This is a genomic window from Rhodococcoides kroppenstedtii, from assembly GCF_900111805.1.
Classification (GTDB): domain Bacteria; phylum Actinomycetota; class Actinomycetes; order Mycobacteriales; family Mycobacteriaceae; genus Rhodococcoides; species Rhodococcoides kroppenstedtii.
The window spans coordinates 181,895-205,119 of sequence record NZ_FOJN01000005.1 but is presented as its reverse complement, the minus strand read 5'-3'; the positions used below and the strand labels follow the sequence as shown (position 1 = coordinate 205,119).

The window sequence follows — 23,225 nt, the reverse complement described above, 5'->3', positions numbered from 1 at the left end:
TAGCACGGTCTCGGCGTTCCCCCGCCCCGTCTGGCAGGGTGAGCAGACATGAGCGACGCTCCGAAGATCGACACCGACGCCCCGCCGCCCACCGTGCTCGCCCAACTCGGCGGCGTCAGCGGTCTCGTGTTCTCGACGCTGCCGGTGCTGGTGTTCGTGCCCGTCAACGCGCTCGCCGGTCTCACGGCGGCCATCTGGTCCGCGCTGGGACTCGCCGTCGCCATCCTGCTCTGGCGCCTCGTGCGCCGCGATCCCGTCCAGCCCGCGATCTCGGGTTTCTTCGGCGTCGCGCTGTGCGCGTTCATCGCCCACCGCACCGGTGATGCCAAGGGCTACTTCCTGTTCGGCATCTACACCTCGCTCGTCTACGGCGGAGTGTTCCTCGTGTCCATCCTCGTGCGTCGGCCGCTGGTGGGCATCATCTGGGGCTACCTCAACGGCACGGCTCGGCAGTGGCGCGAGCATCGCCGTGCCGTGCGGGCGTACGACATCGCCACGGCCGCGTGGGTCCTCGTCTTCGTCGCGCGGTACCTGGTGCAGTCCCAGCTGTACGACGCCGACGAGACAGGGTGGCTCGCCGTCGCGCGTATTGCGATGGGGTGGCCACTGGCCGCCGTCGCGTTCGGTGTCACGTTCTGGGCCGTCCGCCGGGCCGATGCGATCGTCGCCGAGGCGGCCGACCCTCGACCGCGCGAGTCGGCGGAGCGGGAGTCAGGGTCGCGCGAGTCCCAGGCAGGCGCGTAGCTCGTCCTCGACGTCGACCGTGGTCACGAACAGCAGTTCGTCGCCGCCCTCGAGCGGATCGTCGGCCTGCGGCACGATCACGCGACCCCCGCGCAGGATGGTCACCAGCGCCGCGTCCCGCGGCAGAGTCACCTTCCGCACCGGCTTGCCCGCCAGGGGAGTGGTGGCCGGGAGCGTGATCTCGACCAGATTGGCCTTGCCCTGACGCAGGGTCATCAGCCGGACCAGATCGCCGACCGACACGGCCTCCTCGACCAACGACGCCAGCATCCGCGGGGTGGACACCGCGACGTCGACGCCCCAGGACCCGTCGAAGAGCCATTCGTTGCGCGGATCGTTGACCCGCGCGACGACACGGTCGATGCCGAACTCGGTCTTGGCCAGCAGGCTCAGCACCAGGTTGGCCTTGTCGTCTCCCGTCGCGGCGATGACGACGTCGTACGACTCGATGCCGGCGTCCTCGAGGGTCGCCAGCTCGCAGGCGTCGGCGTGCACCCACTCCGCGTCCGTCACCGACTCGGGGTCGACGTGGTCGAGCTTGCGTTCGATCAGCAGCACATGGTGGTCGGAACGCAGCAGTTCGCGGGCGATGGACCGTCCCACTGCGCCCGCTCCGGCGATGGCGACTCTCATACTCGGGTTCCTTCTCGGGTCGAGGTGCGACGGTGGGCGGCGGGCGTCATTCCTCGGGGGGCGGGCTGCTCGCGAGCGCGACGGCCTCGGCGACCATGCCGTCGACGGCGGCCACCCACACCTCGTCCTCGGCCTGCAGTACCGTCTTCCGGTCGGGGAGCAGCCCGCTGCCGAAGCGGATGAGAAACGCCACCCGGGTACCGGTGGTCTTCTCGAGCAGGGTGACGCTGCGCCCGACCCAGCCGTCGGCGAGGTCGAGGCGGGTGACCGCGACGTTGCCCGACGGGTCGCGCCACTTGGTCTGCTCGTTGTCGTGGATCAGGGTGTGCAGGAAGCGGTCCGTCGTCCACGGCACCGTCGCCACCGTCGGGATGCCCAGCCGTTCGTACACGCGGGCGCGCTTGGCGTCGTAGATCCGCGCGACCACCCGCTCGACGCCGAAGGTCTCCCGCGCGACGCGCGCGGAGATGATGTTGGAGTTGTCTCCGGAGGAGACCGCGGCGAGCGCGTCGGCGCGGTCGATCCCTGCCTCCACCAGGACGTCCCGGTCGAAACCCATCCCCGTGACCCGACGGCCGGTGAAGGCGCTGCCGAGGCGACCGAAGGCGGTGGGGTCGCGATCGATGACGGCCACCTCGTGCCCGAGGCGGGACAGGGCGGTGGCGAGCGACGATCCGACTCGGCCGCACCCCATGACGACGACGTACAACGACTGCTCCGTTCGGGGCGGAAGAAATGCGTGGGCAGGACCGACGCGCTCACGCTATCGGTCACCCTGCCCCCCGGTCGAGTCCGGCACGGCTTACGCTTCTGCCTGTGTCCAAGCTTTCGACGGCCACCAAGAGGCTGCTGCTGGGTCGGCCGTTCCGCAGCGACACGCTCGGCCACACGCTGCTGCCCAAGCGCATCGCGCTGCCCGTCTTCGCCTCCGACGCCATGTCGTCGGTCGCCTACGCGCCGGAGGAGATCTTCCTGGTGTTGTCGGTGGCCGGCATCACGGCGTACTCGTTCTCGCTCTGGATCGGCCTGGCCGTGGCCGTCGTCATGGCGGTCGTCGTCGCGAGCTACCGGCAGAACGTCCACGCCTACCCGTCCGGCGGCGGCGACTACGAGGTGGCGACCACCAATCTCGGCCCCACGGCGGGTCTGACCGTCGGCAGCGCGCTGATGGTCGACTACGTCCTCACCGTCGCCGTCTCCATCTCGGCCGCGGCGTCGAACATCGGGTCCGCGGTGCCGTTCGTCGCCGAACACAAGGTGCTGTTCGCCGTCGCGGCCATCGCGGCGATCACCGCGGTGAACCTGCGCGGCGTCCGCGAGTCCGGCACCGCGTTCGCGATCCCGACGTACGCCTTCATGATCGGCATGTTCGTCATGCTGGCGTGGGGGCTGATCCAGGTCTTCGTGCTGGGGGAGGACGTGTCGGCGGAGTCGTCGGCCTTCGACCTGCAGGCCGAGGACAGTCACCTCTACGGCATCGCGTTCGCGTTCCTGCTCGCCCGCGCGTTCTCGTCCGGCTGCGCGGCGCTGACCGGCGTGGAGGCGATCTCCAACGGCGTGCCGGCGTTCCGCAAACCGAAGTCCCGCAACGCCGCCACCACGCTGCTGCTGCTCGGCACCATCGGCGTCACCCTGCTCATGGGGATCATCGTGCTGGCCGAGAAGATCGGCGTGAAGTACGCGGAAGATCCCGCGACCCAGCTGATCGGCGCGCCCGAGGGGTACGAACAGAAGACGCTGATCGCGCAGCTCGCGGAGGCCGTCTTCCAGGGGTTCACCCCCGGCTTCTACTTCATCACCATCGTCACGGCGCTCATCCTGGTTCTGGCCGCCAACACTGCGTTCAACGGGTTCCCGGTGCTCGGCTCGATCCTGGCGCAGGACCGATTCCTCCCTCGTCAGTTCCACACGCGCGGTGACCGCCTGGCGTTCAGTAACGGCATCGTCTTCCTCTCGGCCGCCGCGATCACGTTCGTCGTGGTCTTCGGTGCCGAGGTGACCAAGCTCATCCAGCTCTACATCGTCGGCGTCTTCGTGTCGTTCACGCTCAGCCAGACCGGCATGGTGCTGCACTGGACGCGGCTGCTGCGCGAGGAGACCGACCCGGCGTCCCGTCGGCGCATGATGCGCTCCCGCGTGGTCAACGGCATCGGACTGGCCATGACCGGCGTGGTGCTGGTGATCGTGCTGATCACCAAGTTCCTGGCCGGCGCGTGGATCGCGATCGCGGCGATGTTGTTCATCTTCGGGCTCATGAAGCTGATCCGGAAGCACTACGACTCGGTGTCGGCAGAACTGTCCGACGTCGAGTGGGACGGCGTGCTGCCCAGCCGCACGCATTCGATCGTGTTGGTGTCCAAGCTGCACAGCCCGACGCTGCGCGCACTCGCGTATGCGCGCGCCACGCGGCCGGACACCCTCGAAGCGATCACCGTCAACGTCGACGAGGCCGACACGCGTGCGTTGGTGCGGGACTGGGAGAAGAGCGACGTCACCGTTCCGCTCAAGGTCGTCGAGTCGCCTTACCGGGAGATCACGAAGCCGGTGCTCGACTACGTCAAGCGCGTCAAGCGGGACTCCCCGCGGGACGTCGTCACCGTCTTCATCCCCGAGTACGTCGTCGGGCACTGGTGGGAGCAGGTCCTGCACAATCAGAGCGCCCTGCGGCTCAAGAGTCGCCTGCTGTTCCAGCCCGGCGTCATGGTGACCAGCGTTCCGTGGCAGCTCAACTCGTCCGAGCGGGCCAAGCGCGAGAGCCTGCAGAACGCGCCGGGTGGGTCTCGGCGCGGATACGAGTCTCCTCGCGAATCCGGCCCCGGCGCATGAGCGAGTCCTGGGCGGGCCGCGTGCTCGAGGTCGTGGTCGGCACGCCGGGGCACGGCGGATTCTGCGTGGCGCGATACGACGGCCGGGTGATCTTCGTCCGGCACAGCCTGCCGGGGGAGACGGTGCGCGCCCTGATCACCTATGACACCGGAGGCAGCTTCTGCCGAGCCGACGCCGTGGAGATCGTCGACGCCTCACCCGAGCGGATCGCTCCGCTGTGCCCGATCGCGGGGCCCGGAGCGTCCGGCTGCTGCGACCTGTCTCACGCGAGCGAGGCCGGCGCGCGGGCGTGGAAGGCGGCGGTGGTGTCCGAGCAACTGCGACGCATCGCCCGGGTCGAGACCGACGTCGACGTGGAGATGTGGGGCGAGCGGACCGGATGGCGGACCCGGCTCCGGCTCGGGGTGGGCGCCGACGGCCACGCCGGCTTCCACCGCGCGCGCAGCGCGGAGCTGGTCACCGACCTCGCCTGCCCCCAGTCGCCCGCCGTCGCCTACGACGGACTCGCCGATCGCACCTGGACTCCCGGTGCGGATCTCGTGGTGGCGCTGGACTCCGACGGCGCCCGGCACGTCGTCGAGATCGCCCCTCCCGGGTCGTCGTCGCGGGCCGGTGGTGGTGCGCGTCGGGCGGCGTCGTCCCGACGGGCTCGCCGGTCCGCACCCCGCGCCCATCGCGCCGTCGTCGGCTCGGGTCGAGCGCGCCAGCGCGTCGTTGATCGGGAGTGGACGGTCGACGCCCACGGCTTCTGGCAGGCTCACCGCCACGCCCCCGACCGGTACTCCGCGGTGGTGCGCGAGTGGGCAGACGTCCGACCGGGCGACACGGTGTGGGATCTGTACGCCGGCGCGGGGGTCTTCGCGGCCGCGGTGGCGGGCGACGCCGGAAGCAGCGGATCGGTCGTCGGCGTCGAGGCCGGGGCCGACGCCGTGCGCGACGGTCGCGCCGCGCTGGCCGACCTCCCGGCCGTCGACCTCCGAGCGGCGCCGGTGCAGCACGCGATCGCGGACCTGCCGGCCGACCCGGCGACCGTGATCCTCGACCCGCCGCGGGCGGGCGCCGGGAAGGCCGTGGTGGCCGCCGTCGCGGACGCCGGGCCGCGCCGCGTGGTCCACGTCGGCTGCGACCCGGCCTCCTTCGCCCGCGACGTCGGTCTCTACCTCTCGCACGGCTATCGCCTCGAGCACCTCAGGGCGTTCGATGCGTTCCCGCTCACCAGCCACGTGGAGTGCATCGCCGCCCTGGTGCGCTGAGCGGACCTACTTGCGGTTGTAGAGCCGCATGGTGATCGGTCCGAAGATCGCGAGCAGTCCCGCCGACCAGATGCCCGTCCACATCAGGGCGTGGGTGTCCACCGCGCCGTCGGACACGCTGCGCAGGGTGGTCACCAGATGGGACACCGGGTTGACCTCCACGAACGCCTGCAACCAGCCCGGCATGGTGGCCGGGTCGACGAAGATGTTGCTGGCGAAGGTGAGCGGGAAGAGCACGAGCATCGACACGCTCATCACGGCGGTCTCGCTGCGCATCATCAGCGCGAACATGGTCCACACCCACGAGACGCAGAACGAGAACACCAGCAGCAGCCCCACGGCGACCACCATTCCGAGCAGACCGCCCGCCGGCCGGAAGCCCAGCGCGAATCCGAGCGCCAGCACGATGGTGGACGCGAGGGTGTAGCGCACGACGTCCCCGAGGAGGGCGCCCACCAGCGGCGCCGGTCGCCACATCGGCAGGGACCGGAAGCGGTCGAACACGCCCTTCTCGATGTCCCGGTTCAGCGTCATGCCCGTGTACATCGTGATCATCACGACCGTCTGCACCAGGATGCCGGGCAGCAGGAACTGGATGTAGGCCCCCGTCGAGCCCGCCAGCGCTCCGCCGAACAGGAACGTGAACATCAGCGTGAACATGATGGGAAACATCGTCACGTCGAACAGCTGCTCGGGGACGTGCTTGATCTTGAGCAGCGCGCGCCAGCCGAAGGAGAGTGCCGTCGACGACGCCGTCGGGCGCGCGGGCCTCGGCCCGGACGACGCGAGCAGGTCGGCGACGGACGGGGTCGCGCCCGCCGTGCGGACGCCGGACTCGGTGGTGGTCATCGTCAGGACGCCTCCTGGTCGGTGGGTCGGCCGGTGAGGGCCAGGAACACTTCGTCGAGGCTCGGTTGCCCGAGCGCGTAGGTGCCGATCTCGACACCGGCCTCGTGCAGGGCGGTGAGGCCGCGCGCCACCGCGGCCGTGTCGTCGACGATGGAGGTGAGGGCGGCCGGATCCGGCTCCTCGATCACGTCCGTCCGCAGCGTCTCCCGCAGGATCCGCGCCGCCTCGGGACGGGTGGCGGACTCGACCACCCGGACGTGCAGGGAGCCCGAGCCCACCGAGGCCTTCAGCTGGCCGGTGGTGCCCTCGGCGATGACGCGACCGGAATCGATGACGGCGACGCGGTCGGCCAGCTGATCGGCCTCGTCGAGGTACTGGGTGGTGAGCAGGACCGTGGTTCCACCCGCGACCAGTGACCGCACGATCTCCCAGACCTGGTTGCGGCTGCGCGGGTCGAGGCCGGTGGTCGGCTCGTCGAGGAACATCAGTGCCGGTGTGACGACCAGGCCGGCGGCGATGTCGACCCGTCGCCGCATCCCGCCGGAGTACGTCTTGACCTGCTTGCTCGCCGCGGCCGACAGGTCGAAGACCTGCAGCAACAGGTCCGCGCGCTCGCGTGCGGCCGGTCGGCTGTAGCCGTACAGGCGGGACAACAGCACCAGGTTCTCCCAGCCGGTCAGGTCCTCGTCGAGCGACGCGAACTGTCCGGTCAGCGACACGGCCGACCGCACGGCGTCGGGTTCGGTGGCCACGTCGTGGCCGAGGACCCGGGCGGACCCGCCGTCGATGCTCGTCAGCGTCGCGAGCATGCGCATGGTGGTGGTCTTGCCCGCACCGTTGGGGCCGAGCACGCCGTAGACGCCGCCGCGCGGCACGGCGAGGTCCACGCCGTCCACCGCGACGGTGGACCCGAACGTCTTCGTGAGGCCGGTCGCCTCGATCGCGAGGTCGGTGGCGATGCCGTCGGCCGGGGCGAGGCGCGCCCCGTCGGTGATGGGGGGATTCATACCGGTGACGACTCCTGTCGGATCGAAAAGTCATCGCGGGTCGGGTGACGAACCCGGTCGATGCGCACACATCGTGCGCGCCGGCGCGCGTCGTCGCAACGGATTTGAATTCCGGCCGGTTCGGTTCCGGTCCGAGCGGTCCTCGGTACCGAATCCCCGATGACGGAACACAAGGTCTGTGTGGGGGGTGGACCACGACGAGTCGGCGCGGCCGGTAGTGAGGTGTGGACGATGACCACTAGTGTCGTGGTCGATGAACGACACATCTTGTTCCGCGTCGGATCGCGCGCGATGAGTGCGGACGAGTCGGACACGGTCGAATCGGGAGCGGTCGACGCAAGCGCGGTCGATGCGGCCTGCGTGGTGCCGACGTCCGACGTGAAGGCCCGGCGAGCCGCCGAGGCCGACGAGTTGCGCTCGCTGCTGTCCGCGTCCGCGACGGGTGACCAGGCCGCGTTCGGTCGGTTGTACGACCTCACCTCCTCCCGCGTCTACGGCATGGTGCTCCGTGTCCTGCGGGATCCGGGGTTCAGCGAGGAGACGACGCAGGAGGTCTTCCTGCAGATCTGGCGGTCCGCGGACCGCTACGACCCTGCGCAGGGCTCACCCCTGGCCTGGATGATGACGCTGGCGCATCGCCGCGCCGTCGACCGGGTGCGGTCGGAACAGTCCGGCACCGACCGCGAGGCGCTCTACGGCAGCAAGGCGCACAACCCCGCGCACGACGAGGTGCTCGAGTCGGTCACCCAGACCCTCGAATCCGAGGCCGTGGTGCGCTGTCTCGCCTCGCTCACGGAGACCCAACGTGAATCCGTCCGCATGGCGTACTACAACGGATGGACCTACCGCGAGGTGGCCGAGCGACTCGGAGTCGCCGTGCCCACCGTGAAGTCCCGCATCCGGGACGGATTGATCAAGCTACAGAAATGTCTGGGGGTGGACGGCGGTGAGTGACCCTGCCGGCCCCGGCCGACATCGGAAAGACGAGCTCGACCCCATGCCTTCCGTGCCTTCCCTGCCTTCGTCCCCGTCCGGCGACGCGGAACCTCGGGACCTGATCGACCTCGCGTACGCCTACGCGCTCGACGCCGTGGACGACGCCGAACGCGCCGACATCGACCGACGCGTGGCGTCGGCGCCCGCCGACCAGCGCGCTCGGTTCGACGCCGTCGTCGAATCGGTGCACGTCACCCTCGCACTCACCGCCGACGCGGATGCCAGTCCCGCGCCCGCGCATCTGCGGGAGCGGATTCTCGCTGCCGTCGAGCCCGAAACCGCGTCCGGTCCGCCGGACCCCGTCGCGGAGCCGTCCCCGGTGGTCTCGCTCGACGATCGTCGTCGCACACGCCGGTGGCGCCTCGCCGCCGCGGCCGCCGCTGCCGTCCTCGTGGTCGGCGTCGGGGGAGCCGTCGTGTCCCAGCAGTTCGGCTCCGATCCGGCCTCGCCGACCGCGACCGTGCTCGCCGCCGACGACGTCCAGCGCAGCACCGTGGCCGTCGAGGGCGGCGGCTCGGCCACCGTCGCGTGGTCGCCCACGCAGGACGCGGCCGTCGTCACGCTCGACGGGGTCGCCGACCCCGGCGACGGGCGAGTGTTCGAGATGTGGCTCATCGGCGCGGACCCCGCGCCCCGGCCCGCCGGACTCATCGAGGCCGACAGCGCCACCGCGGACCGGGAGCACCTGGTCACCGGATTGTCGGGCGCCACCACCTGGGCCGTCACCGTCGAGCCCGAGGGCGGGTCGGACGCCCCCACCGGCCAGCCGATCGTCGCGGTCACGTTCTAGTCGGCCTGCGACCGCTAGGTGGTCCGCTGCCTCAGCGCCCCCACGATCGTCTCCACCTGCTCGTAGGCGCGGTCCAGCAGCGTGATCACCAGATCCGCCGTCGCGGCCGGGTCCTCGGTGCGGAGTCGGTCGAAGTCGGCCGGCGCGAGAACGGCCACCTCGGTGTCCTCGACCGCGGTGATCCGCAGCCCGAACTCGCCGCGCCGGATCAGCGGGATCTCGCCGAAACTCATCCCCGCGGACAGCGTCGACACCGGGCGGACCACGTCGTCGTCGGAGACGAATTCCACGGTCACCCGACCGGACAGCACCAGGGCCAGCCCGAGTGCCGGGTCGCCGACGTCGGCGACGACGGTTCCCGGCGCGTGCCGGACGGTGGTGGTGAGCGCCATGATGCGGTCTCGGTGGTCCGGGGTCGCCGCCGCCAGCACCGGGTGCTCGGCGAGCGAGACCTCGGTGGCCTGGCGCGGCCCGTCGCACCACCGATCGAGGACGACGTCCTCGGCCCACCGGAGCGCCGAGTCCGGGGTCGCGAACACCCGGCCGGAGCCGTTCCGGTCGGCGAGCGTGGACACCGTGTGCGCCATGGTGCCGCGTGGATCGACCAACCCCGCGGCACACCCGGCGGTTCGAAGTTGATCGGCGAGCGCGTCGAGCATGGACCGCGCGACTCCGCTGACGTCGTCGACGCGGCGCATGTCCAGTACCACCGCATCCGGCGGGGTCTCGTCCGCGGCCGGTGTCACCGCACGCACGACCGACTCCGCGGCCGAGAACAACAGGTCGCCGTGCAGTTCGAAGATCCGTGCGCGCGAGCCCCGTTCGGCGAGGGTGCGCTGTTCGGATGCGGTGCGGCGGCGCCGCGACGGGGCGTCGACGAGGCTGTACCGGGCTCGGACCGCGCTGCGGGCGGCGCGTCCGACATGGAGGAAGTGGAGTTCGAGGCGGCGGGACAACTCACGGCACGCGAGGACGCCGCGCACGCTGTTGCCGTGCCCGTCGAGGCGGGGGGAGAAGACGGAGATGCCGAGCTGGCCGGGCAGGACGGCCATGACGGAACCGGCGACACCGCTCTTGGCGGGGAGCCCGACGCGGTTGACCCAGTCGCCCGCTCCGTCGTACATGCCGCAGGTGGTCATGACGCTGAGTACGCGCTCGGTCAGCACGGGGTCGGCGGCGACGACTCCGGTGCACGGGTTGGTGCCGTTGTTGGCGAGAGTCGCGGCCATCAGGGCGATGTCCCGGCCGGTGACCGTCAGCGAGCACTGCCGAAAATACAGGTCGACGGCCGCGTCGGGATCCGACTCGACCACGCCGAACGAGCGCAACATGTGTCCGATGGCGCGGTTGCGATGCCCGGTGGCGGCTTCCGAGGCGTGCACGGCGGCGTCCAGCTCGAGATCACGGCCCGCGAACCGGGAGAAGGACCGACGGATGCGCTCGAACTGCTCGCCGGGGGTGTCGCCCGCCACGAGCGACGCGGCGGTGATGGCCCCGGCGTTGATCATCGGGTTGCGCGGGCGTTCGGTGACGGGGTCGAGACTGATCTCGTTGAACGGCTCGCCCGACGGCTCGACGTCGATCTTCGCCGCCACCGCCTCCTCACCGCGGTCGGCGAGGGCCAGGGCGTAGGTGAACGGCTTGGAGACGGACTGGATGGTGAAGGGCACCCGGGTGTCGCCCACCTCGTAGACGTAGCCGTCGGCGGTGGTGAGGCAGATGCCGAAGCGCTCCGGTTCGGCGGACGCGAGCTCGGGGATGTAGTCGGCGACGGCGCCGGAGGTGTCCTGCGCGCACAGCGCGTACACGTCGTCGAGGATGTGCTGCACGACGTCGGTCATCGTTCTCGGTGCCTCGTTCCGTCGGTGCTCCCTGTGGCCCGTCGTACGGTAACGCGACGCTCGGTGACACGTAGACTGGCGTGACCGATCGGCGCGCCCCGGTCGGACCGTACGAGGGGAGACGATTTCGTTGGGTGTTCTGTCACGTGTGCACGAGCCCGGCGACCTGCGTGAGCTCTCCCTCGACGAGATGACCGAGCTCGCCTCCGAGATCCGGCAGTTCCTGGTGGAGAAGGTGTCCGCCACGGGCGGCCATCTCGGGCCGAATCTGGGCGTCGTCGAACTGACGCTGGCCGTGCATCGGGTGTTCGAGTCGCCCACCGACGCCGTGATCTTCGACACCGGTCATCAGGCCTACGTCCACAAGATCGTCACCGGGCGGGCCGACCGGTTCGACACGCTGCGCAAGGACGGTGGCCTGTCCGGCTACCCGTCGCGGGCGGAGAGCGAGCACGATTGGGTGGAGTCGTCGCACGCGTCCGCCTCGCTCTCCTACGCCGACGGACTCGCCAAGGCCTTCGCCCTCACCGGCCGGTCGGACCGGCACGTCGTCGCGATCGTCGGGGACGGCGCCCTGACCGGCGGCATGTGCTGGGAGGCCCTCAACAACATCGCGGCCGGCCAGGACCGCTCGCTGGTCATCGTCGTCAACGACAACGGTCGTTCCTATTCGCCGACCATCGGCGGTCTGGCCGATCACCTCGCCACCCTGCGTCTGCAGCCCGGATACGAACGCGCGCTCGACACGGGTCGTCGCGTCGTCCGGAACATCCCGGTGGTCGGTTCGCCCGCCTACGCGATGCTCCACGGCATGAAGGCCGGTCTGAAGGACGCCGTCAGTCCCCAGGTGATGTTCACCGACCTCGGCATCAAGTACCTCGGTCCGGTCGACGGGCACGATCAGTCGGCCATGGAGTCGGCGCTGCGCCGCGCGAAGGCCTACGGCGGACCGGTCATCGTCCACGCCGTGACCCGCAAGGGCATGGGGTACTCGCACGCCGAGAACGACGTCGCCGATCAGATGCACTCCACCGGCGTGATCGACCCGCTGACCGGCCGCGCCGTCGCCGTGGCCGCCCCCGACTGGACGTCGGTGTTCTCGCGTGAGCTCATCGAGCTCGCCGCCGAGCGCCCTGACGTCGTCGCCATCACGGCGGCCATGGCGGGACCCACCGGCCTCGCCGCGTTCAGCGACCGGTACCCGGACCGCTTCTTCGACGTCGGCATCGCCGAGCAGCACGCCCTGACGTCCGCAGCGGGCTTGGCCCTCGGCGGCCTGCATCCGGTGGTCGCCGTCTACTCGACGTTCCTCAACCGCGCGTTCGACCAGCTGCTCATGGACGTCGCGCTGCTGAAGCTGCCCGTGACGCTGGTGCTGGACCGCGCCGGGGTGACCGGATCGGACGGCGCGAGCCACAACGGCATGTGGGACATGTCGCTGCTCGGCATCGTGCCGAACATGAAGGTCGCCGCGCCTCGTGATGCCGCCACCCTCCGCGAGGAACTGGCCGAGGCGTTGGCGGTGTCCGACGGTCCCACCGCGATTCGCTTCCCCAAGGGGGCCGTGCCGGAGAGCACGGTGGCCGTGCGCCGCATCGACGACGTCGTCGACGTCCTCCACGAGACCGACGGGCCGGGCGACGTCCTGCTCGTGGCCGTCGGGCCGTTCGCGTCGTTGGCCCTCGACACGGCGGAGGAGTTGTCCGCGGGTGGCGTGCGTGCCACCGTCGTCGATCCGCGTTGGGTGCTGCCGGTGCCGCAGTCGCTGACCAAGCTCGCGGCGGACTATCGCCTGGTGGTCACGGTGGAGGACAGCGGCCTGCACGGCGGCATCGGGGCATCGGTGTCCGCGGCGCTGCGTGCTGCGGGTGTCGACGTGCCGTGTCGAGATCTCGGTGTGCCGCAACAGTTCCTGGACCACGGTTCGCGTGATCGCATCCATCGGGAGATCGGGCTGACCCCGGCCGACATCGCCGGTCGGGTGTTCGGGTGGCTCGGCCATCGGCCGGACGGCATCTGACCGAGCCACCGCCCGCGTCGCGGTCAGGCTGCCTTGCCGGCGGCGTCCTTCAACTGCGGCAGGATGCGCTCGAGCACCCACGGCGTCGACACCGGGTTGACGTTGCTCAGTCCGGCGATGACCTGCTCGTCGGTCATCGCGATCGCCGATCCGGACCGCACCGCGGGCAGGGTGGCCAGCGCGGGGACCGAGTCGAAGGTGAAGCCCTCCGGGGTGAAGGCGACCACGACGTCCGCGTCGAAGCTCTGGACGTTCTCGAGAGAGACCGTGGAGAAGAACGAGCCGGTGGTGTCGGCGTCGGCCAGCGCGGTCACGCCAGGCGCGTTCACGAAGCCCATCTCGTTGAGCACCTGCACCCGAGGATCGGTGGGCAGGTAGACGTTGGCCTGACCGCCGTCGGTGTCGAGGTTCACCACCGCGATCGTCTTGCCCGCGAACTCGGGGTTGGCCTCGGCCTCGGCGGCGAGCCGCTCACCCAGACCGTCGATGAGGTCCTGCGCCTCGGTGGGCTTGCCGACTGCCTCGCCGATCATCGTGGTCTGCTCCTGCCACGTGGTCTGCCAGGCGCCGCCGGGGTACGCGACGACGGGTGCGACTCCGCTCAGGGTGTCGTAGTAGGTCTGCGAGAAGCCCTCGTAGGGAGCGAGCACCAGGTCGGGCCCCAGCGCGGCGAGAGCCTCGACGTCCGGATCACCCGCCGCCGGGTCCTCGTACAGCGTGGTGGCGTCGGCGTCGTAGAACTCCTGGGCCCACGGCATCACGCCGTTCTCGTCGGCGCCGTACGTGTACCGCGGCTGTCCGACCGGGGTCACACCGAGCGCGCCGAGGATGTCCTGGGCGTTCCAGCCCATCGTGACGATGCGCTCGGGGGCGGAGGGGATCTCCGTGGATCCGAAGGTGTGCTCGATGGTGACGGGGAACGCGCCGTCGGCCGAGGCGCCCGAGGAGGTGTCGGGGCCGGTGTCGGACGAGCAGCCGGCCACGAGGGCGACGGCGGCCGTCGCGGCGACGAGGGGAACGAGGCGGGTACGTTTCACGAGGGTAGCCTAACCTACGCAATCCGGTTCTCAGGGGCGTGCCCGGGTGAAGGTGCTCAGGTTCCGGTCAAGTGCACTGGTTGTAGCCGGTGACGGTGGCGGGAAGCTGCGCAGGTGGAAAGTTGCTCCGGTTCCAGCAACCTGCTTCGGCTGTAACAGGAGCAGGTTGTGAGAACGGGAGCAGGTTCGAGTCCGGCCTCCACCTGCTCGGGTTCTGGTCAGGTGCACTGGTTGTAGCCGGTGAGGGTGGCGGGAACCTGCGCAGACGACGACACCTCCGGGCGGATGCGCGAGGCACCCACCCGGAGGTGTCGGTGGAACTAGAGGCTGGCTACGCCCTTGTCGAGGAAGCGGTGTCCGGTGACGGCCTCGGAGGTGCCGGTGCGGTCCAGGTACGGGGTGATGCCGCCGTTCCAGAATCCGAACCCGCCGCCGAGGATCAGGCACAGGTCGATGTCCTGCGCCGCGGCGACGACGCCCTCGGTGAGCATGATGTCGATCTCCTCGGCGAAGGCGCGGCGCGTGCGATCGAGGACCTGCTCGGACGTGGACGGCGAGTCGCCCTGCGGCCACAGATCGGCAACCTCCGGATCGACGGTCTTGGTGCCGTCGGCGCCGTAGGTCCACACCGCGGACTTCTTCGCGGCCACCATGGCCTGGAGGCCGGGGGAGTCGTGGAAGCGCTCCGGGTAGTACTCGGCCATCGTCTCGCCGGTGTGCAGCGCCACCGCCGGGCCGACGAGGGACAGCAGGGTCAGCGGGCTCATCGGCATGCCGAGTTCCCCGATGGCGTCGTCCGCGACGTCGAAGGGCGTGCCCTCGTCGATGGCGTTCATGACTTCGCCGAGGGCGCGGGTGAGCAGCCGGTTGAACACGAAGCCCGGCTTGTCGGCGACCAGCACGGCCGACTTCTTCAACGACTTGGCCGTGGCGAACGCGGTGGCCAGCGTGGCGTCGTCCGTCTTCTCGCCGCGGATGACCTCGAGCAGCGGCAGGACGGCGACCGGGTTGAAGAAGTGGAAGCCCACCACTCGCTCGGGGTGCTTCAGGTCGGCGGCCATGCGGGTGATGGACAGCGAGGAGGTGTTGGTCGCCAGGATCGTCTCGGGGGAGACGTACTCCTCGAGTTCGGCGAACACCTTATTCTTGACGTCGAGGTTCTCGAAGACGGCCTCGATGACCCAGTCGGTCTTCGCGAACGCGGCCTTGTCCAGCGAGCCGGACACGAGCGCCTTGAGGCGGTTCGCGGCGTCGGGCGAGAGTCGCTTCTTGCCCTGCAGCTTGTCGATCTCCGCGTGGACGTAGCCGACGCCCTTGTCGATGCGCTCCTGATCGATGTCGGTGAGGATCACCGGCACCTTCAACTGGCGCACGAAGAGCAGCGCGAGCTGGCTGGCCATGAGTCCGGCACCGACGATGCCGACGCCGGTGACCTTGCGGGCGGCCGACTTGTCGGGGGCGCCGGCGGGACGCTTGGCCCGCTTCTGGACCAGGTCGAAGGCGTAGAGGCCCGCTCGCAGCTCGTCGGCCATGAGGAGGTCGGCGAGCGCCTCGTCCTCGGCGGCGAACCCGCGGTCCAGCGACGCCGCATCGGCGAGATCGGTGTTCCGCGCCAGCTCGAGCAGTTCGACGGCCTTGACGGGACCCGGAGCGTGGTTGCGCGTCTTGCCGGCCACGATGCCCTTCGCGCGCGTGATCGCCTCGTCCCACGCCTGGCCGCGATCGATCTCGGGCCGGGCGGGAACGACGTCACCGGCGAGCACCGAGGCGGCCCAGACGAGCGACTGCTCGAGGAAGTCGGCGCCGCCGAGCACCGCGTCGGCGATACCGATCTTCTGCGCGTCGGCCGGCTTGAGCATGCGGTTCTGGTTGAGGGCGTTCTCGACGACCACCGTCACGGCGGCCGAGGGCCCGATGATGTTGGGCAGCAACTGCGTCCCGCCCCAGCCTGGGACGAGTCCGAGGAAGGTCTCGGGCAGGCCCAGGGCCGCAGCGTTGTCCGCGACGGTCCGGTAGTGGCAGTGCAGGGCCAGTTCCAGGCCGCCGCCGAGCGCGGCGCCGTTGACGAAAGCGAACGTCGGCACCGACGACTCACGGAGACGACGGAACACGGCGTGGCCGCGACGCCCCATCGTCAGGGCGACCTCCCGGTCGGCGATCTTCGGCACACCGTTCAGGTCCGCGCCGACGGCGAAGACGAACGGCTTGCCGGTGACGGCGACGGCGACCGGGTCGGCGGCGTAGGCCTCGTCGAGCGCCGCATCGAGCGCGTCGAGTCCGGCCGGGCCGAAGGTGGACGGCTTGGTGTGGTCGAAGCCGTTGTCGATGGTCACGAGCGCGACGGGTCCGTCGATGCCCGGGACGGTGAGGATGCGCGTGAAGGCGTGCGTGACGACCTCGTCGGCGAATGCGGCCGGGGCGGTGGTGGATTCCGCCGGAGCGGTGGTGGATTCGGTCATGATGGTCACTTGCTCCCGTCGAAGTTCGGGTTCTCCCAGATGACGCTGCCGCCCATGCCGAGGCCGATGCACATGGTGGTCAGGCCGTAACGGACGTCGGGGCGAGTGGCGAACTGACGGCTGAGCTGGGTCATCAGCCGAACGCCGGACGAGGCGAGGGGGTGGCCGCAGGCGATGGCGCCGCCCCATTGGTTGACCCGAGCGTCGTCGTCGGCGATGCCGAAGTGCTCGGTGAACGCGAGGACCTGAACGGCGAAGGCCTCGTTGATCTCGAACAGGCCGATGTCGCCGATCGACAGGCCGGTGCGTGCCAGCAGCTTCTCGGTGGCCGGCACCGGGCCGACGCCCATGACGGCGGGATCGACGCCGGCGAAGGCGAAGCCCACCATGCGCATGCCGACCTTCAGGCCGAGCTCGGCCGCGGTGTCCTCACCCGCGAGGATCGCCGCGGTGGCGCCGTCGTTCAGACCTGCGGCGTTGCCGGCGGTGACCCGGCCGGCCGGCCGGAACGGCGTCTTCAGTGCGGCGAGATTCTCCAGCGTGGTGCCGGGGCGTGGCGGCTCGTCCTCGGTGGCGAGGCCCCACCCGGCGGCGGACTTGGTGGCGACGGGCACGAGGGTCTCGCCGATGAGCCCGGCGCGCTTGGCGGCGTCGTACTTCTCCTGGCTCGCGACGGCGTAGGCGTCGGTGCGGTCCTTGGTGATGGACGGGTAGCGATCGTGCAAGTTCTCCGCGGTGTTGCCCATGACCAGCGCGCTGGGGTCGACGAGGCGGTCGGCGAGGAAGCGCGGGTTCGGGTCGACGCCCTCGCCCATCGGATGGCGGCCCATGTGCTCGACGCCGCCGGCGATTACCACGTCGTACTGCCCGAACCCGATGCCCGACGCGGTGGTGGTCACGGCGGTCATGGCGCCGGCGCACATGCGGTCGACGGCGAAGCCGGGGACGCTCTGCGGGAGTCCGGCGAGCAGCGCGCTGGTGCGACCGATGGTCAGGCCCTGGTCACCGGTCTGGGTCGTGGCGGCGATGCCGACCTCGTCGACCCGCTCGGGCGGCAGTTCCGGGTTGCGGCGCAGGAGTTCCCGGATGGACTTGACCACCAGGTCGTCTGCGCGGGTGTCGGCATACATCCCCTTGGGGCCGGCTTTGCCGAACGGGGTGCGGATGCCGTCGACGAAGACGACACCGCGGGCGGACGAGGCGGCAGCGGACGAGGACTGTTCGGACATGGTTCCTTCCGGCGAGCGCGAGGATCGGCGAGGATCGGCTCGGACGGTGGTCCGAGCACCGTCACTGTAGACCGTCTGCTACTCGTCGGTAACTTCGGGCACGTCCGCGGTGGCCAGTGCCTCCGTGACGACGGGACCGACCACCTCGCGCTGCCACGGACGGGCGCCGTGGGCGGTGAGAACGGCGTCCACGTGGGCCGGGAGGTCGTCGGTCGCGGGCGGTCCCGGCCATTCCCAGCAGAGGCGTCGCAGGGTGTCCGGGGCGCAGAGATTCTCGACGGGAACGTGCACCCGCTCCGACAGCGCCGCGACGGCCTCGCGCACGGCGGTCAGCCGTGCCGCGGCGGCCGGGTCGCGCCGGGCCCAGCGGCTGATGGGCGGGGGACCGGTGAACGGCTGGGCGACCGGGGGCAGCGCTGTGTCCGGCAGAACGCGGGCGCGTTCGAGGGCGGACATCCACACGTGCGATTGACGACGCTGCCGCGGGCCGCCGAACACCGGAAGCGACCGCAGTTCTCCGCTGGTCGACGGGTTCTGTTGCGCTGCAGCGGTGATGGCGGAGTCGGGCAGGACCCGGCTGGGGGCGACGTCGCGTTTGCGAGCGAGATCGTCTCGGGCGGTCCACAATTCGCGGATCGCCGCCAGGGTGCGGGCGTTCTTCACCGCGTGGATGCCGGACGTCCGCCGCCACCGGTCCGGCTTCGGCGCGGGCGGTGGGGCCAGGCGGATGTGTTCGAATTCCTGTGCGGCCCAGTCGGTCTTTCCCTGGTTCGCCAGCTCCTCGGCCATGGCGTCGCGCAGCTCCACCAGGACCTCGACGTCGAGCGCCGCGTAGTTCAACCAGGTGTCGGGGAGCGGACGGGTGGACCAGTCGGCGGCGCCGTGACCCTTCTGCAAGGACAGCCCCAGCACCCGCTCGACCATCGCCGCGAGACCCACCCGCTCGAACCCGGCCAACCGCCCGGCGAGTTCGGTGTCGTAGAGCGAGCCCGGGGTCAGACCCAGCTCGGCGAGGCCGGGCAGGTCCTGGTCGGCGGAATGCAGGACCCACTCGAGGTCGCCGATGGCGTCGGCGAGGGCGGCGAGGGCGTCGCGTCCGTCGTCCCCGGCCGCGACCACGGGAATCGGATCGAGCAGAACGGTGCCGACGCCGCGGCGTCGGAGCTGGATCAGGTAGGCCCGAGCGGAGTATCGGAAACCGGAGGCGCGCTCGGCGTCGACCGCGAGCGGCCCGGATCCGGCGGCCAGCGCGGCGGCGACGGCGCGGACGGCGTCGGGCGTGTCCGTCAGCGGCGGCACCCCGTCGCGCGGGGCGAGCAGCGGTGTCGGCTCGGGCCGGGCGGCGACGGCCGCTGTCGTCTCGGGCGTGTCGGAACTGTCGGGCACCTCGGCCACTCTAGGCGTCGGCGGTGCCGGCCGACCCGCGCGCACCGAGGCGGGTGATGCCCGCGGGCGGCAGACCGGCGGCGTAGGCGAGGACCTCGCAGAACGCCTCGACATGGACGGACAGCTCGTCGGTCAGTGCTGTCCAGGAGGAGCGCAGTTCCAGCTGGTGCGCGCGCGGGGGGCCGGCGATGTCGCCGAACCGCACGGAGCTGGTGGACGTCACGGTGCCGCCCAGGGCGGTGAGGGGCTCGCTCCGTGCCTCGAACGCGTCCACCAGCCAGGACCACGCCACGTCGGGAAGCAGCGGATCACCGGCGAGCGAGGCGTCGACGTCGGCCTGGATGTAGGCGACCAGGCGCATGGTGCCGTTCCAGGCCTCGTCGCCCTCGGGGTCGTGAAGGAGGATCAATCGGCCGAAGGCGTCGCCCTCGGTCTGCTCGGGAACGCCCTCCGAGTCCGGGTGGCGCACCTCGGCGCCGAGGGCGTAGCTGTACGGCGCGAGCCGCTGGGGTGGCCGGATCGGTCCCACCTCGATGCTCGGGTGCACCGTGGCACGGTGCATCGCCTCGATGGCGGCGCGGAACTGCGCGGGTTGCGAGGCATCGGGCGTGGTCACGAAATCGGACGTTAGCCCGGTCACGGGGCACAGGAGCGGAGGCGCGCCGGATCGCGGCGTTCTGGCAGCATGGAGGCCGATGAACACCACCTCGGCCCCCGCTTCCGGTCACGACGTCGCGCGTCGGACACTCCCCGACGCCCCGTTCCTCGCGGCGGCGACGGGCCGCACGCCGTCGCGGCGTCCGGTGTGGTTCATGCGTCAGGCCGGTCGGTCGTTGCCGGAGTATCGGAAGCTGCGCGAGGGCACCTCGATGCTCGCGTCGTGCTTCGACCCCGAGATGGTCTGCGAGATCACGATGCAGCCGGTTCGCCGGCACGGGGTCGACGCCGCGATCCTGTTCTCCGACATCGTCGTTCCGCTCAAGGCCGCCGGTATCGACCTCGAGATCGTGGCGGGCACCGGCCCCGTGGTGGCCGAGCCGGTGCGGTCGGTGGCCGACGTCCGTGCGCTCCCCGCGCTTGCTCCGGATCAGGTTCGGCCCGTCGCCGACGCGATCGGTCTGCTGCTCGCCGCACTCGGCGACGTTCCGCTGATCGGCTTCGCCGGGGCGCCGTTCACCCTGGCCTCCTACCTGGTGGAAGGGGGACCGAGCCGCAATCACGAGCGCACCAAGGCGCTGATGCACTCCGATCCCGACACCTGGCACGCCCTGCTCGGCAGCCTGGCCGACACCACGATCACCTTTCTCACCGCACAGCTCGACGCCGGCGTCGACGCGGTCCAGCTGTTCGACTCCTGGGCCGGTGCGCTCTCGCTCGCGGAGTACCGCGAGTTCGTCCTGCCGCACTCGACGCGCGTGTTCGACGCCGTGGCCGCGGCCGGCGTTCCCCGCATCCACTTCGGTGTGGGCACCGGCGAACTCCTCGGGGCGATGGGCGAGGCCGGTGCGGACGTCGTCGGCGTCGACTGGCGCATCCCGCTCGACGTCGCCGCGACGCGGGTGGGACCGGGCAAGGGTCTGCAGGGCAATCTCGATCCCGCGGTGCTGTTCGCCGGTCCCGACGCCGTGCGCCGCCAGGTCGAGCGCATCGTCGGCGAAGCCGACCGCGCCCTCGCGGCGGGAGCGACCGGGCACATCTTCAACCTCGGTCACGGCGTGCTCCCCGCCACCGATCCCGACGTGGTGACGTCGGTGGTGGAGCTGGTGCATTCGCTGTGACCGCCGTGGCCGTTCTCGGCGCGGGGATCAGCGGCCTGGTCGCGGCCTACCGATTGCGACGGACCCTCGGGCCGTCCGCCCGCATCCTGCTTGTCGACGACGCCGATCGGGACGGCGGCAAGCTGCGCACCGTGGACGTCGGGGACGTCCCGGTGGACGTCGGTGCGGAAGCGTTCGTCGCCCGCCGCCCGGAGATGCCGGCCCTGCTGGCGGAGCTGGGCCTGAGCGACCTGCTGGTGCGACCGTCGACGACGGCCCGTCCGCTGGTGCGGTCGGGTGGGTCCCTCCACGCGCTCCCGGTGGGGACGCTCATGGGCATTCCCGCGTCGGCGGAGTCGGTGGCGCACCTCGTCGACGCGGCGACCGTGGCGCGGATCGAGGCCGAGGCGACGACGCCGTTCCGATGGACGCCGGGCGACGACGCCTCCCTCGGTGATCTCGTGTCCGAGCGTTTCGGTCCGCAGGTCACCGCACGGAGCGTCGATCCGCTCCTCGGCGGGGTGTACTCCGGCCTCTCGGTCACCACCGGTGTGCGCGCGGCGCTGCCCGGTCTCGCCGCGGCGCTCGACGCGGGGGCCACGAGCCTGACCGACGCGGTACTGCGGGCGCGGCCCGCGCCGACGCCGGGCCCGGTCTTCGGCGGGCTGCGCGGGGGTTATCGTCCGGTCCTCGAGGCCCTGGCCGCCGAGGCCGACGCGGAGCGCGTCGTCACGCGGGTGGGATCCGTGACGAGGGCCGGTTCGGAATGGACCGTCGACGGCGTGGGCGTGGTGGACGCCGTCGTCGTGGCCCTCCCCGCACCCGCCGCCGCCGCTGCCCTCGCGACCTTCCCGACTCTCGCGGACCGCCTCGGCGCGATCGAACTCGCGTCGTCCGCCGTCGTCGCCCTGCGCTTCGACGGGGTGGACCTGCCCGACAACTCGGGCGTTCTCGTCGCGACCGGGGAGCTGCGTCACGACGGAGAGCCGTTGCGGGCCAAGGCGTTCACTCTGTCGAGTAGGAAGTGGCCGCACCTCGCCGACCGCGGCGGCGAGCTCGTCCGCGCGTCCTTCGGACGCTACGGCGACGCCGCGATCGTGGACGAGCCGGACGGCGTGCTGATCGACTCGGCGCGGCGCGATCTCGCGGACGTCCTCGGGGTGGACACCGCGCCGACCGCCGCCGTCGTCCAGCGGTGGTACGGCGGGCTGCCGCAGTATCGCCCCGGCCACCTCGACGTCGTGGCCGACCTCGAGGCCGCGGCGGCGGACCTGCCCCGGCTCGAACTCGCGGGTGCCTACCTGCACGGGGTCGGGGTGCCCGCCTGCGTCGCGGTGGCGAGCGCCGCCGCCGAGCGCACGGCGGCCGCGCTCGCCTGACCGCAGGCTCAGCGCGAGAGAATGCGCTCGAGATCGTCGAGAACGGCCTGGCCGCCCTTGGGTCCGACGCCGGTGATCCACGAGGCCTGATCGACCGGGTGAGGATTCGGGAACACGGCCGGGTTGGCGACGATCGGCGCCGGCAGCGGAGCGTCGGCCCCGGGGTCGACGGTGGTCACCAGCACCAGATCCGCCGCGGCCTGCGACACCAGCTCGGGGGAGAGGTCGACGCTGATCTCGTCGGCCCACTCCGCCCGAGGCGGTGTGGTGAAACCGGCGCATTCGAGCGTGCTGCCGGCGAAGGACAGCGGGCCGTAGAGGGTGAGAACGTCGTCGCGCGGGCGGATCAACTGGGCCGTCCGGCCGGCGGTGTCGTGCGCGGCGGCGACCTCCGCGCAGCGGGCGGTGTAGTCGCCGAGCACCTCCTCCGCGCGGTCCTCGCGGCCGAGTGCGCGGCCGACGAGCCGCACGTTGTCCTGCCACGGGTCGGACTGCGACGCCATGAAGACGGTCGGCGCGATCGCCGCGAGCTGGTCGTAGAAGTCCCCGTGCCGGGTGTCGGTGCCCAGGATCAGGTCGGGCTCCAGGGCGGCGATCGCTTCGAGGCGCGGTTCGGCCACCGTTCCCACGGTGGGGATCTGCTCCGCCTCGGGACCGAGGTACGCGGGAACGCCGGTGGCCTCGCTCAGCACGGAGGTACCGACGGGGATCACGCCGAGGGCGACGGCGGTGTCGAGCTCGACGGGCTCGAGGGTGATCACGCGGACGGGATCGGCGGGCACCTCGGTGGCGCCGCGGGCGTGGTCGACGGTGCGGGTGGCATCGGGTGCGCCGGCGTCGGTGTCCGGCGTCGAGCACGCGGACAGCACGAGCGCGGCGGCCGCGACGGCCGTGATCACGAGGGCGACGGGGCGCACGGAACTCCTGACGATCGGGGACGAGGCGGGGACAAGGCAAGGGGAGCCTAACCTCATGGCGGGGGCGAGTGGGCGGCCAGGTCGGTGACACTCCTGACAGTT

General features: G+C 71.2%; 19 protein-coding genes. 8 read left to right on the top strand and 11 right to left on the bottom strand.

Translation table 11 applies throughout. The features are described 5' to 3' along the window. Positions 1-48 precede the first annotated feature (48 nt). Complete coding sequence (locus BMZ18_RS08125; RefSeq protein WP_068100879.1) at positions 49-744, top strand: DUF3159 domain-containing protein; 696 nt, start codon at positions 49-51, stop codon at positions 742-744. On the opposite strand, the gene BMZ18_RS08120 is transcribed toward BMZ18_RS08125, so the two are convergent. Next, positions 712-1,377 (bottom strand): potassium channel family protein, encoded by a 666-nt coding sequence (locus BMZ18_RS08120; RefSeq protein ID WP_068100881.1) that lies wholly within the window; start codon positions 1,375-1,377, stop codon positions 712-714. The two genes, BMZ18_RS08125 and BMZ18_RS08120, sit on opposite strands and share 33 nt — an antisense overlap. A 46-nt stretch (positions 1,378-1,423) precedes the next feature. Beyond that, positions 1,424-2,086, bottom strand: a complete 663-nt coding sequence (locus BMZ18_RS08115; protein WP_068100883.1) for a potassium channel family protein — start codon at positions 2,084-2,086, stop codon at positions 1,424-1,426. A gap of 107 nt (positions 2,087-2,193) precedes the next feature. On the opposite strand from BMZ18_RS08115, the gene BMZ18_RS08110 reads away from it, so the two are divergent. Both BMZ18_RS08110 and BMZ18_RS08105 read left to right on the top strand, forming a co-directional pair. Continuing rightward, entirely contained in the window at positions 2,194-4,203 is a 2,010-nt protein-coding gene (locus tag BMZ18_RS08110) for an APC family permease (RefSeq protein WP_068362206.1), read from the top strand. Further along, the gene (locus tag BMZ18_RS08105) at positions 4,200-5,456 is read left to right on the top strand and encodes a class I SAM-dependent RNA methyltransferase (RefSeq protein ID WP_068362203.1); all 1,257 of its coding nucleotides are present in this window, start codon (positions 4,200-4,202) and stop codon (positions 5,454-5,456) included. Before BMZ18_RS08110 ends, BMZ18_RS08105 begins: the two co-directional genes overlap by 4 nt. Positions 5,457-5,462: 6 nt before the next feature. On the opposite strand, the gene BMZ18_RS08100 is transcribed toward BMZ18_RS08105, so the two are convergent. Both BMZ18_RS08100 and BMZ18_RS08095 read right to left on the bottom strand, forming a co-directional pair. Beyond that, positions 5,463-6,305 carry an ABC transporter permease gene (locus tag BMZ18_RS08100; RefSeq protein WP_068362200.1) on the bottom strand — a complete coding sequence of 281 codons (843 nt, stop codon included), beginning with the start codon at positions 6,303-6,305 and terminating at the stop codon, positions 5,463-5,465. Positions 6,306-6,307: 2 nt separating this feature from the next. Next, positions 6,308-7,312 (bottom strand): ATP-binding cassette domain-containing protein, encoded by a 1,005-nt coding sequence (locus tag BMZ18_RS08095; protein WP_068362197.1) that lies wholly within the window; start codon positions 7,310-7,312, stop codon positions 6,308-6,310. Positions 7,313-7,603: 291 nt separating this feature from the next. Between BMZ18_RS08095 and BMZ18_RS08090 the strand changes: the two genes are divergently transcribed. Continuing rightward, positions 7,604-8,266 carry a sigma-70 family RNA polymerase sigma factor gene (locus BMZ18_RS08090; RefSeq protein WP_068362278.1) on the top strand — a complete coding sequence of 221 codons (663 nt, stop codon included), beginning with the start codon at positions 7,604-7,606 and terminating at the stop codon, positions 8,264-8,266. A 52-nt stretch (positions 8,267-8,318) separates the two neighbouring features. Beyond that, positions 8,319-9,098 (top strand): anti-sigma factor, encoded by a 780-nt coding sequence (locus tag BMZ18_RS08085; protein ID WP_082894964.1) that lies wholly within the window; start codon positions 8,319-8,321, stop codon positions 9,096-9,098. Between the two features lie 14 nt (positions 9,099-9,112). On the opposite strand, the gene glsA is transcribed toward BMZ18_RS08085, so the two are convergent. Next, the gene (glsA, locus tag BMZ18_RS08080) at positions 9,113-10,939 is read right to left on the bottom strand and encodes a glutaminase A (protein WP_068362192.1); all 1,827 of its coding nucleotides are present in this window, start codon (positions 10,937-10,939) and stop codon (positions 9,113-9,115) included. Between the two features lie 130 nt (positions 10,940-11,069). Here glsA and dxs point away from each other — a divergent pair, with 130 nt between their 5' ends. Continuing rightward, positions 11,070-12,959, top strand: coding sequence for a 1-deoxy-D-xylulose-5-phosphate synthase (gene dxs, locus BMZ18_RS08075; protein ID WP_074922075.1), 1,890 nt, complete (start codon positions 11,070-11,072; stop codon positions 12,957-12,959). 23 nt (positions 12,960-12,982) lie between these two features. On the opposite strand, the gene BMZ18_RS08070 is transcribed toward dxs, so the two are convergent. The 5 genes from BMZ18_RS08070 to BMZ18_RS08050 all read right to left on the bottom strand — a co-directional run bounded on the left by BMZ18_RS08070 (position 12,983) and on the right by BMZ18_RS08050 (position 19,632). After that, complete coding sequence (locus tag BMZ18_RS08070) at positions 12,983-13,996, bottom strand: iron-siderophore ABC transporter substrate-binding protein (protein ID WP_068362189.1); 1,014 nt, start codon at positions 13,994-13,996, stop codon at positions 12,983-12,985. Between the two features lie 320 nt (positions 13,997-14,316). Further along, positions 14,317-16,455: a 3-hydroxyacyl-CoA dehydrogenase NAD-binding domain-containing protein gene (locus BMZ18_RS08065; protein ID WP_068362273.1), complete on the bottom strand. Its 2,139-nt coding sequence runs from the start codon at positions 16,453-16,455 to the stop codon at positions 14,317-14,319. Positions 16,456-16,460: 5 nt separating this feature from the next. Then, entirely contained in the window at positions 16,461-17,684 is a 1,224-nt protein-coding gene (locus BMZ18_RS08060; protein WP_068362186.1) for a thiolase family protein, read from the bottom strand. A 78-nt stretch (positions 17,685-17,762) separates the two neighbouring features. Further along, positions 17,763-19,079 (bottom strand): HRDC domain-containing protein, encoded by a 1,317-nt coding sequence (locus BMZ18_RS08055; RefSeq protein WP_371828489.1) that lies wholly within the window; start codon positions 19,077-19,079, stop codon positions 17,763-17,765. Between the two features lies 1 nt (position 19,080). Next, positions 19,081-19,632 (bottom strand): DUF3000 domain-containing protein, encoded by a 552-nt coding sequence (locus BMZ18_RS08050; RefSeq protein ID WP_206027527.1) that lies wholly within the window; start codon positions 19,630-19,632, stop codon positions 19,081-19,083. Positions 19,633-19,765: 133 nt separating this feature from the next. Between BMZ18_RS08050 and hemE the strand changes: the two genes are divergently transcribed. Beyond that, positions 19,766-20,848 carry a uroporphyrinogen decarboxylase gene (gene hemE / locus BMZ18_RS20040; protein ID WP_068362183.1) on the top strand — a complete coding sequence of 361 codons (1,083 nt, stop codon included), beginning with the start codon at positions 19,766-19,768 and terminating at the stop codon, positions 20,846-20,848. Next, a complete protein-coding gene (locus tag BMZ18_RS20035) occupies positions 20,845-22,206 on the top strand; it encodes a protoporphyrinogen oxidase (RefSeq protein ID WP_068362181.1) in 1,362 nt (453 codons plus the stop codon). The genes hemE and BMZ18_RS20035 overlap by 4 nt, the downstream gene beginning before the upstream one ends. An 8-nt stretch (positions 22,207-22,214) precedes the next feature. Here the strand turns inward: BMZ18_RS20035 and BMZ18_RS08035 are convergent, their stop codons facing one another. Continuing rightward, on the bottom strand, positions 22,215-23,138 hold the full coding sequence (locus tag BMZ18_RS08035; RefSeq protein ID WP_068362265.1) for an ABC transporter substrate-binding protein: 924 nt from the start codon (positions 23,136-23,138) through the stop codon (positions 22,215-22,217). Positions 23,139-23,225: the final 87 nt, after the last annotated feature.

Excerpts from the sequence above, each read along its gene's own strand:
- hemE (WP_068362183.1), top strand. The coding sequence starts at position 19,766 with ATGAACACCACCTCGGCCCCCGCTTCCGGTCACGACGTCGCGCGTCGG.
- BMZ18_RS08105 (WP_068362203.1), top strand. The coding sequence starts at position 4,200 with ATGAGCGAGTCCTGGGCGGGCCGCGTGCTCGAGGTCGTGGTCGGCACG.
- BMZ18_RS08065 (WP_068362273.1), bottom strand. The coding sequence starts at position 16,455 with ATGACCGAATCCACCACCGCTCCGGCGGAATCCACCACCGCCCCGGCC.
- BMZ18_RS08100 (WP_068362200.1), bottom strand. The coding sequence starts at position 6,305 with ATGACCACCACCGAGTCCGGCGTCCGCACGGCGGGCGCGACCCCGTCC.
- BMZ18_RS08060 (WP_068362186.1), bottom strand. The coding sequence starts at position 17,684 with ATGTCCGAACAGTCCTCGTCCGCTGCCGCCTCGTCCGCCCGCGGTGTC.
- BMZ18_RS08120 (WP_068100881.1), bottom strand. The coding sequence starts at position 1,377 with ATGAGAGTCGCCATCGCCGGAGCGGGCGCAGTGGGACGGTCCATCGCC.
- BMZ18_RS08050 (WP_206027527.1), bottom strand. The coding sequence starts at position 19,632 with ATGCACCGTGCCACGGTGCACCCGAGCATCGAGGTGGGACCGATCCGG.
- BMZ18_RS08095 (WP_068362197.1), bottom strand. The coding sequence starts at position 7,312 with ATGAATCCCCCCATCACCGACGGGGCGCGCCTCGCCCCGGCCGACGGC.
- BMZ18_RS08125 (WP_068100879.1), top strand. The coding sequence starts at position 49 with ATGAGCGACGCTCCGAAGATCGACACCGACGCCCCGCCGCCCACCGTG.
- glsA (WP_068362192.1), bottom strand. The coding sequence starts at position 10,939 with ATGACCGACGTCGTGCAGCACATCCTCGACGACGTGTACGCGCTGTGC.
- BMZ18_RS08090 (WP_068362278.1), top strand. The coding sequence starts at position 7,604 with ATGAGTGCGGACGAGTCGGACACGGTCGAATCGGGAGCGGTCGACGCA.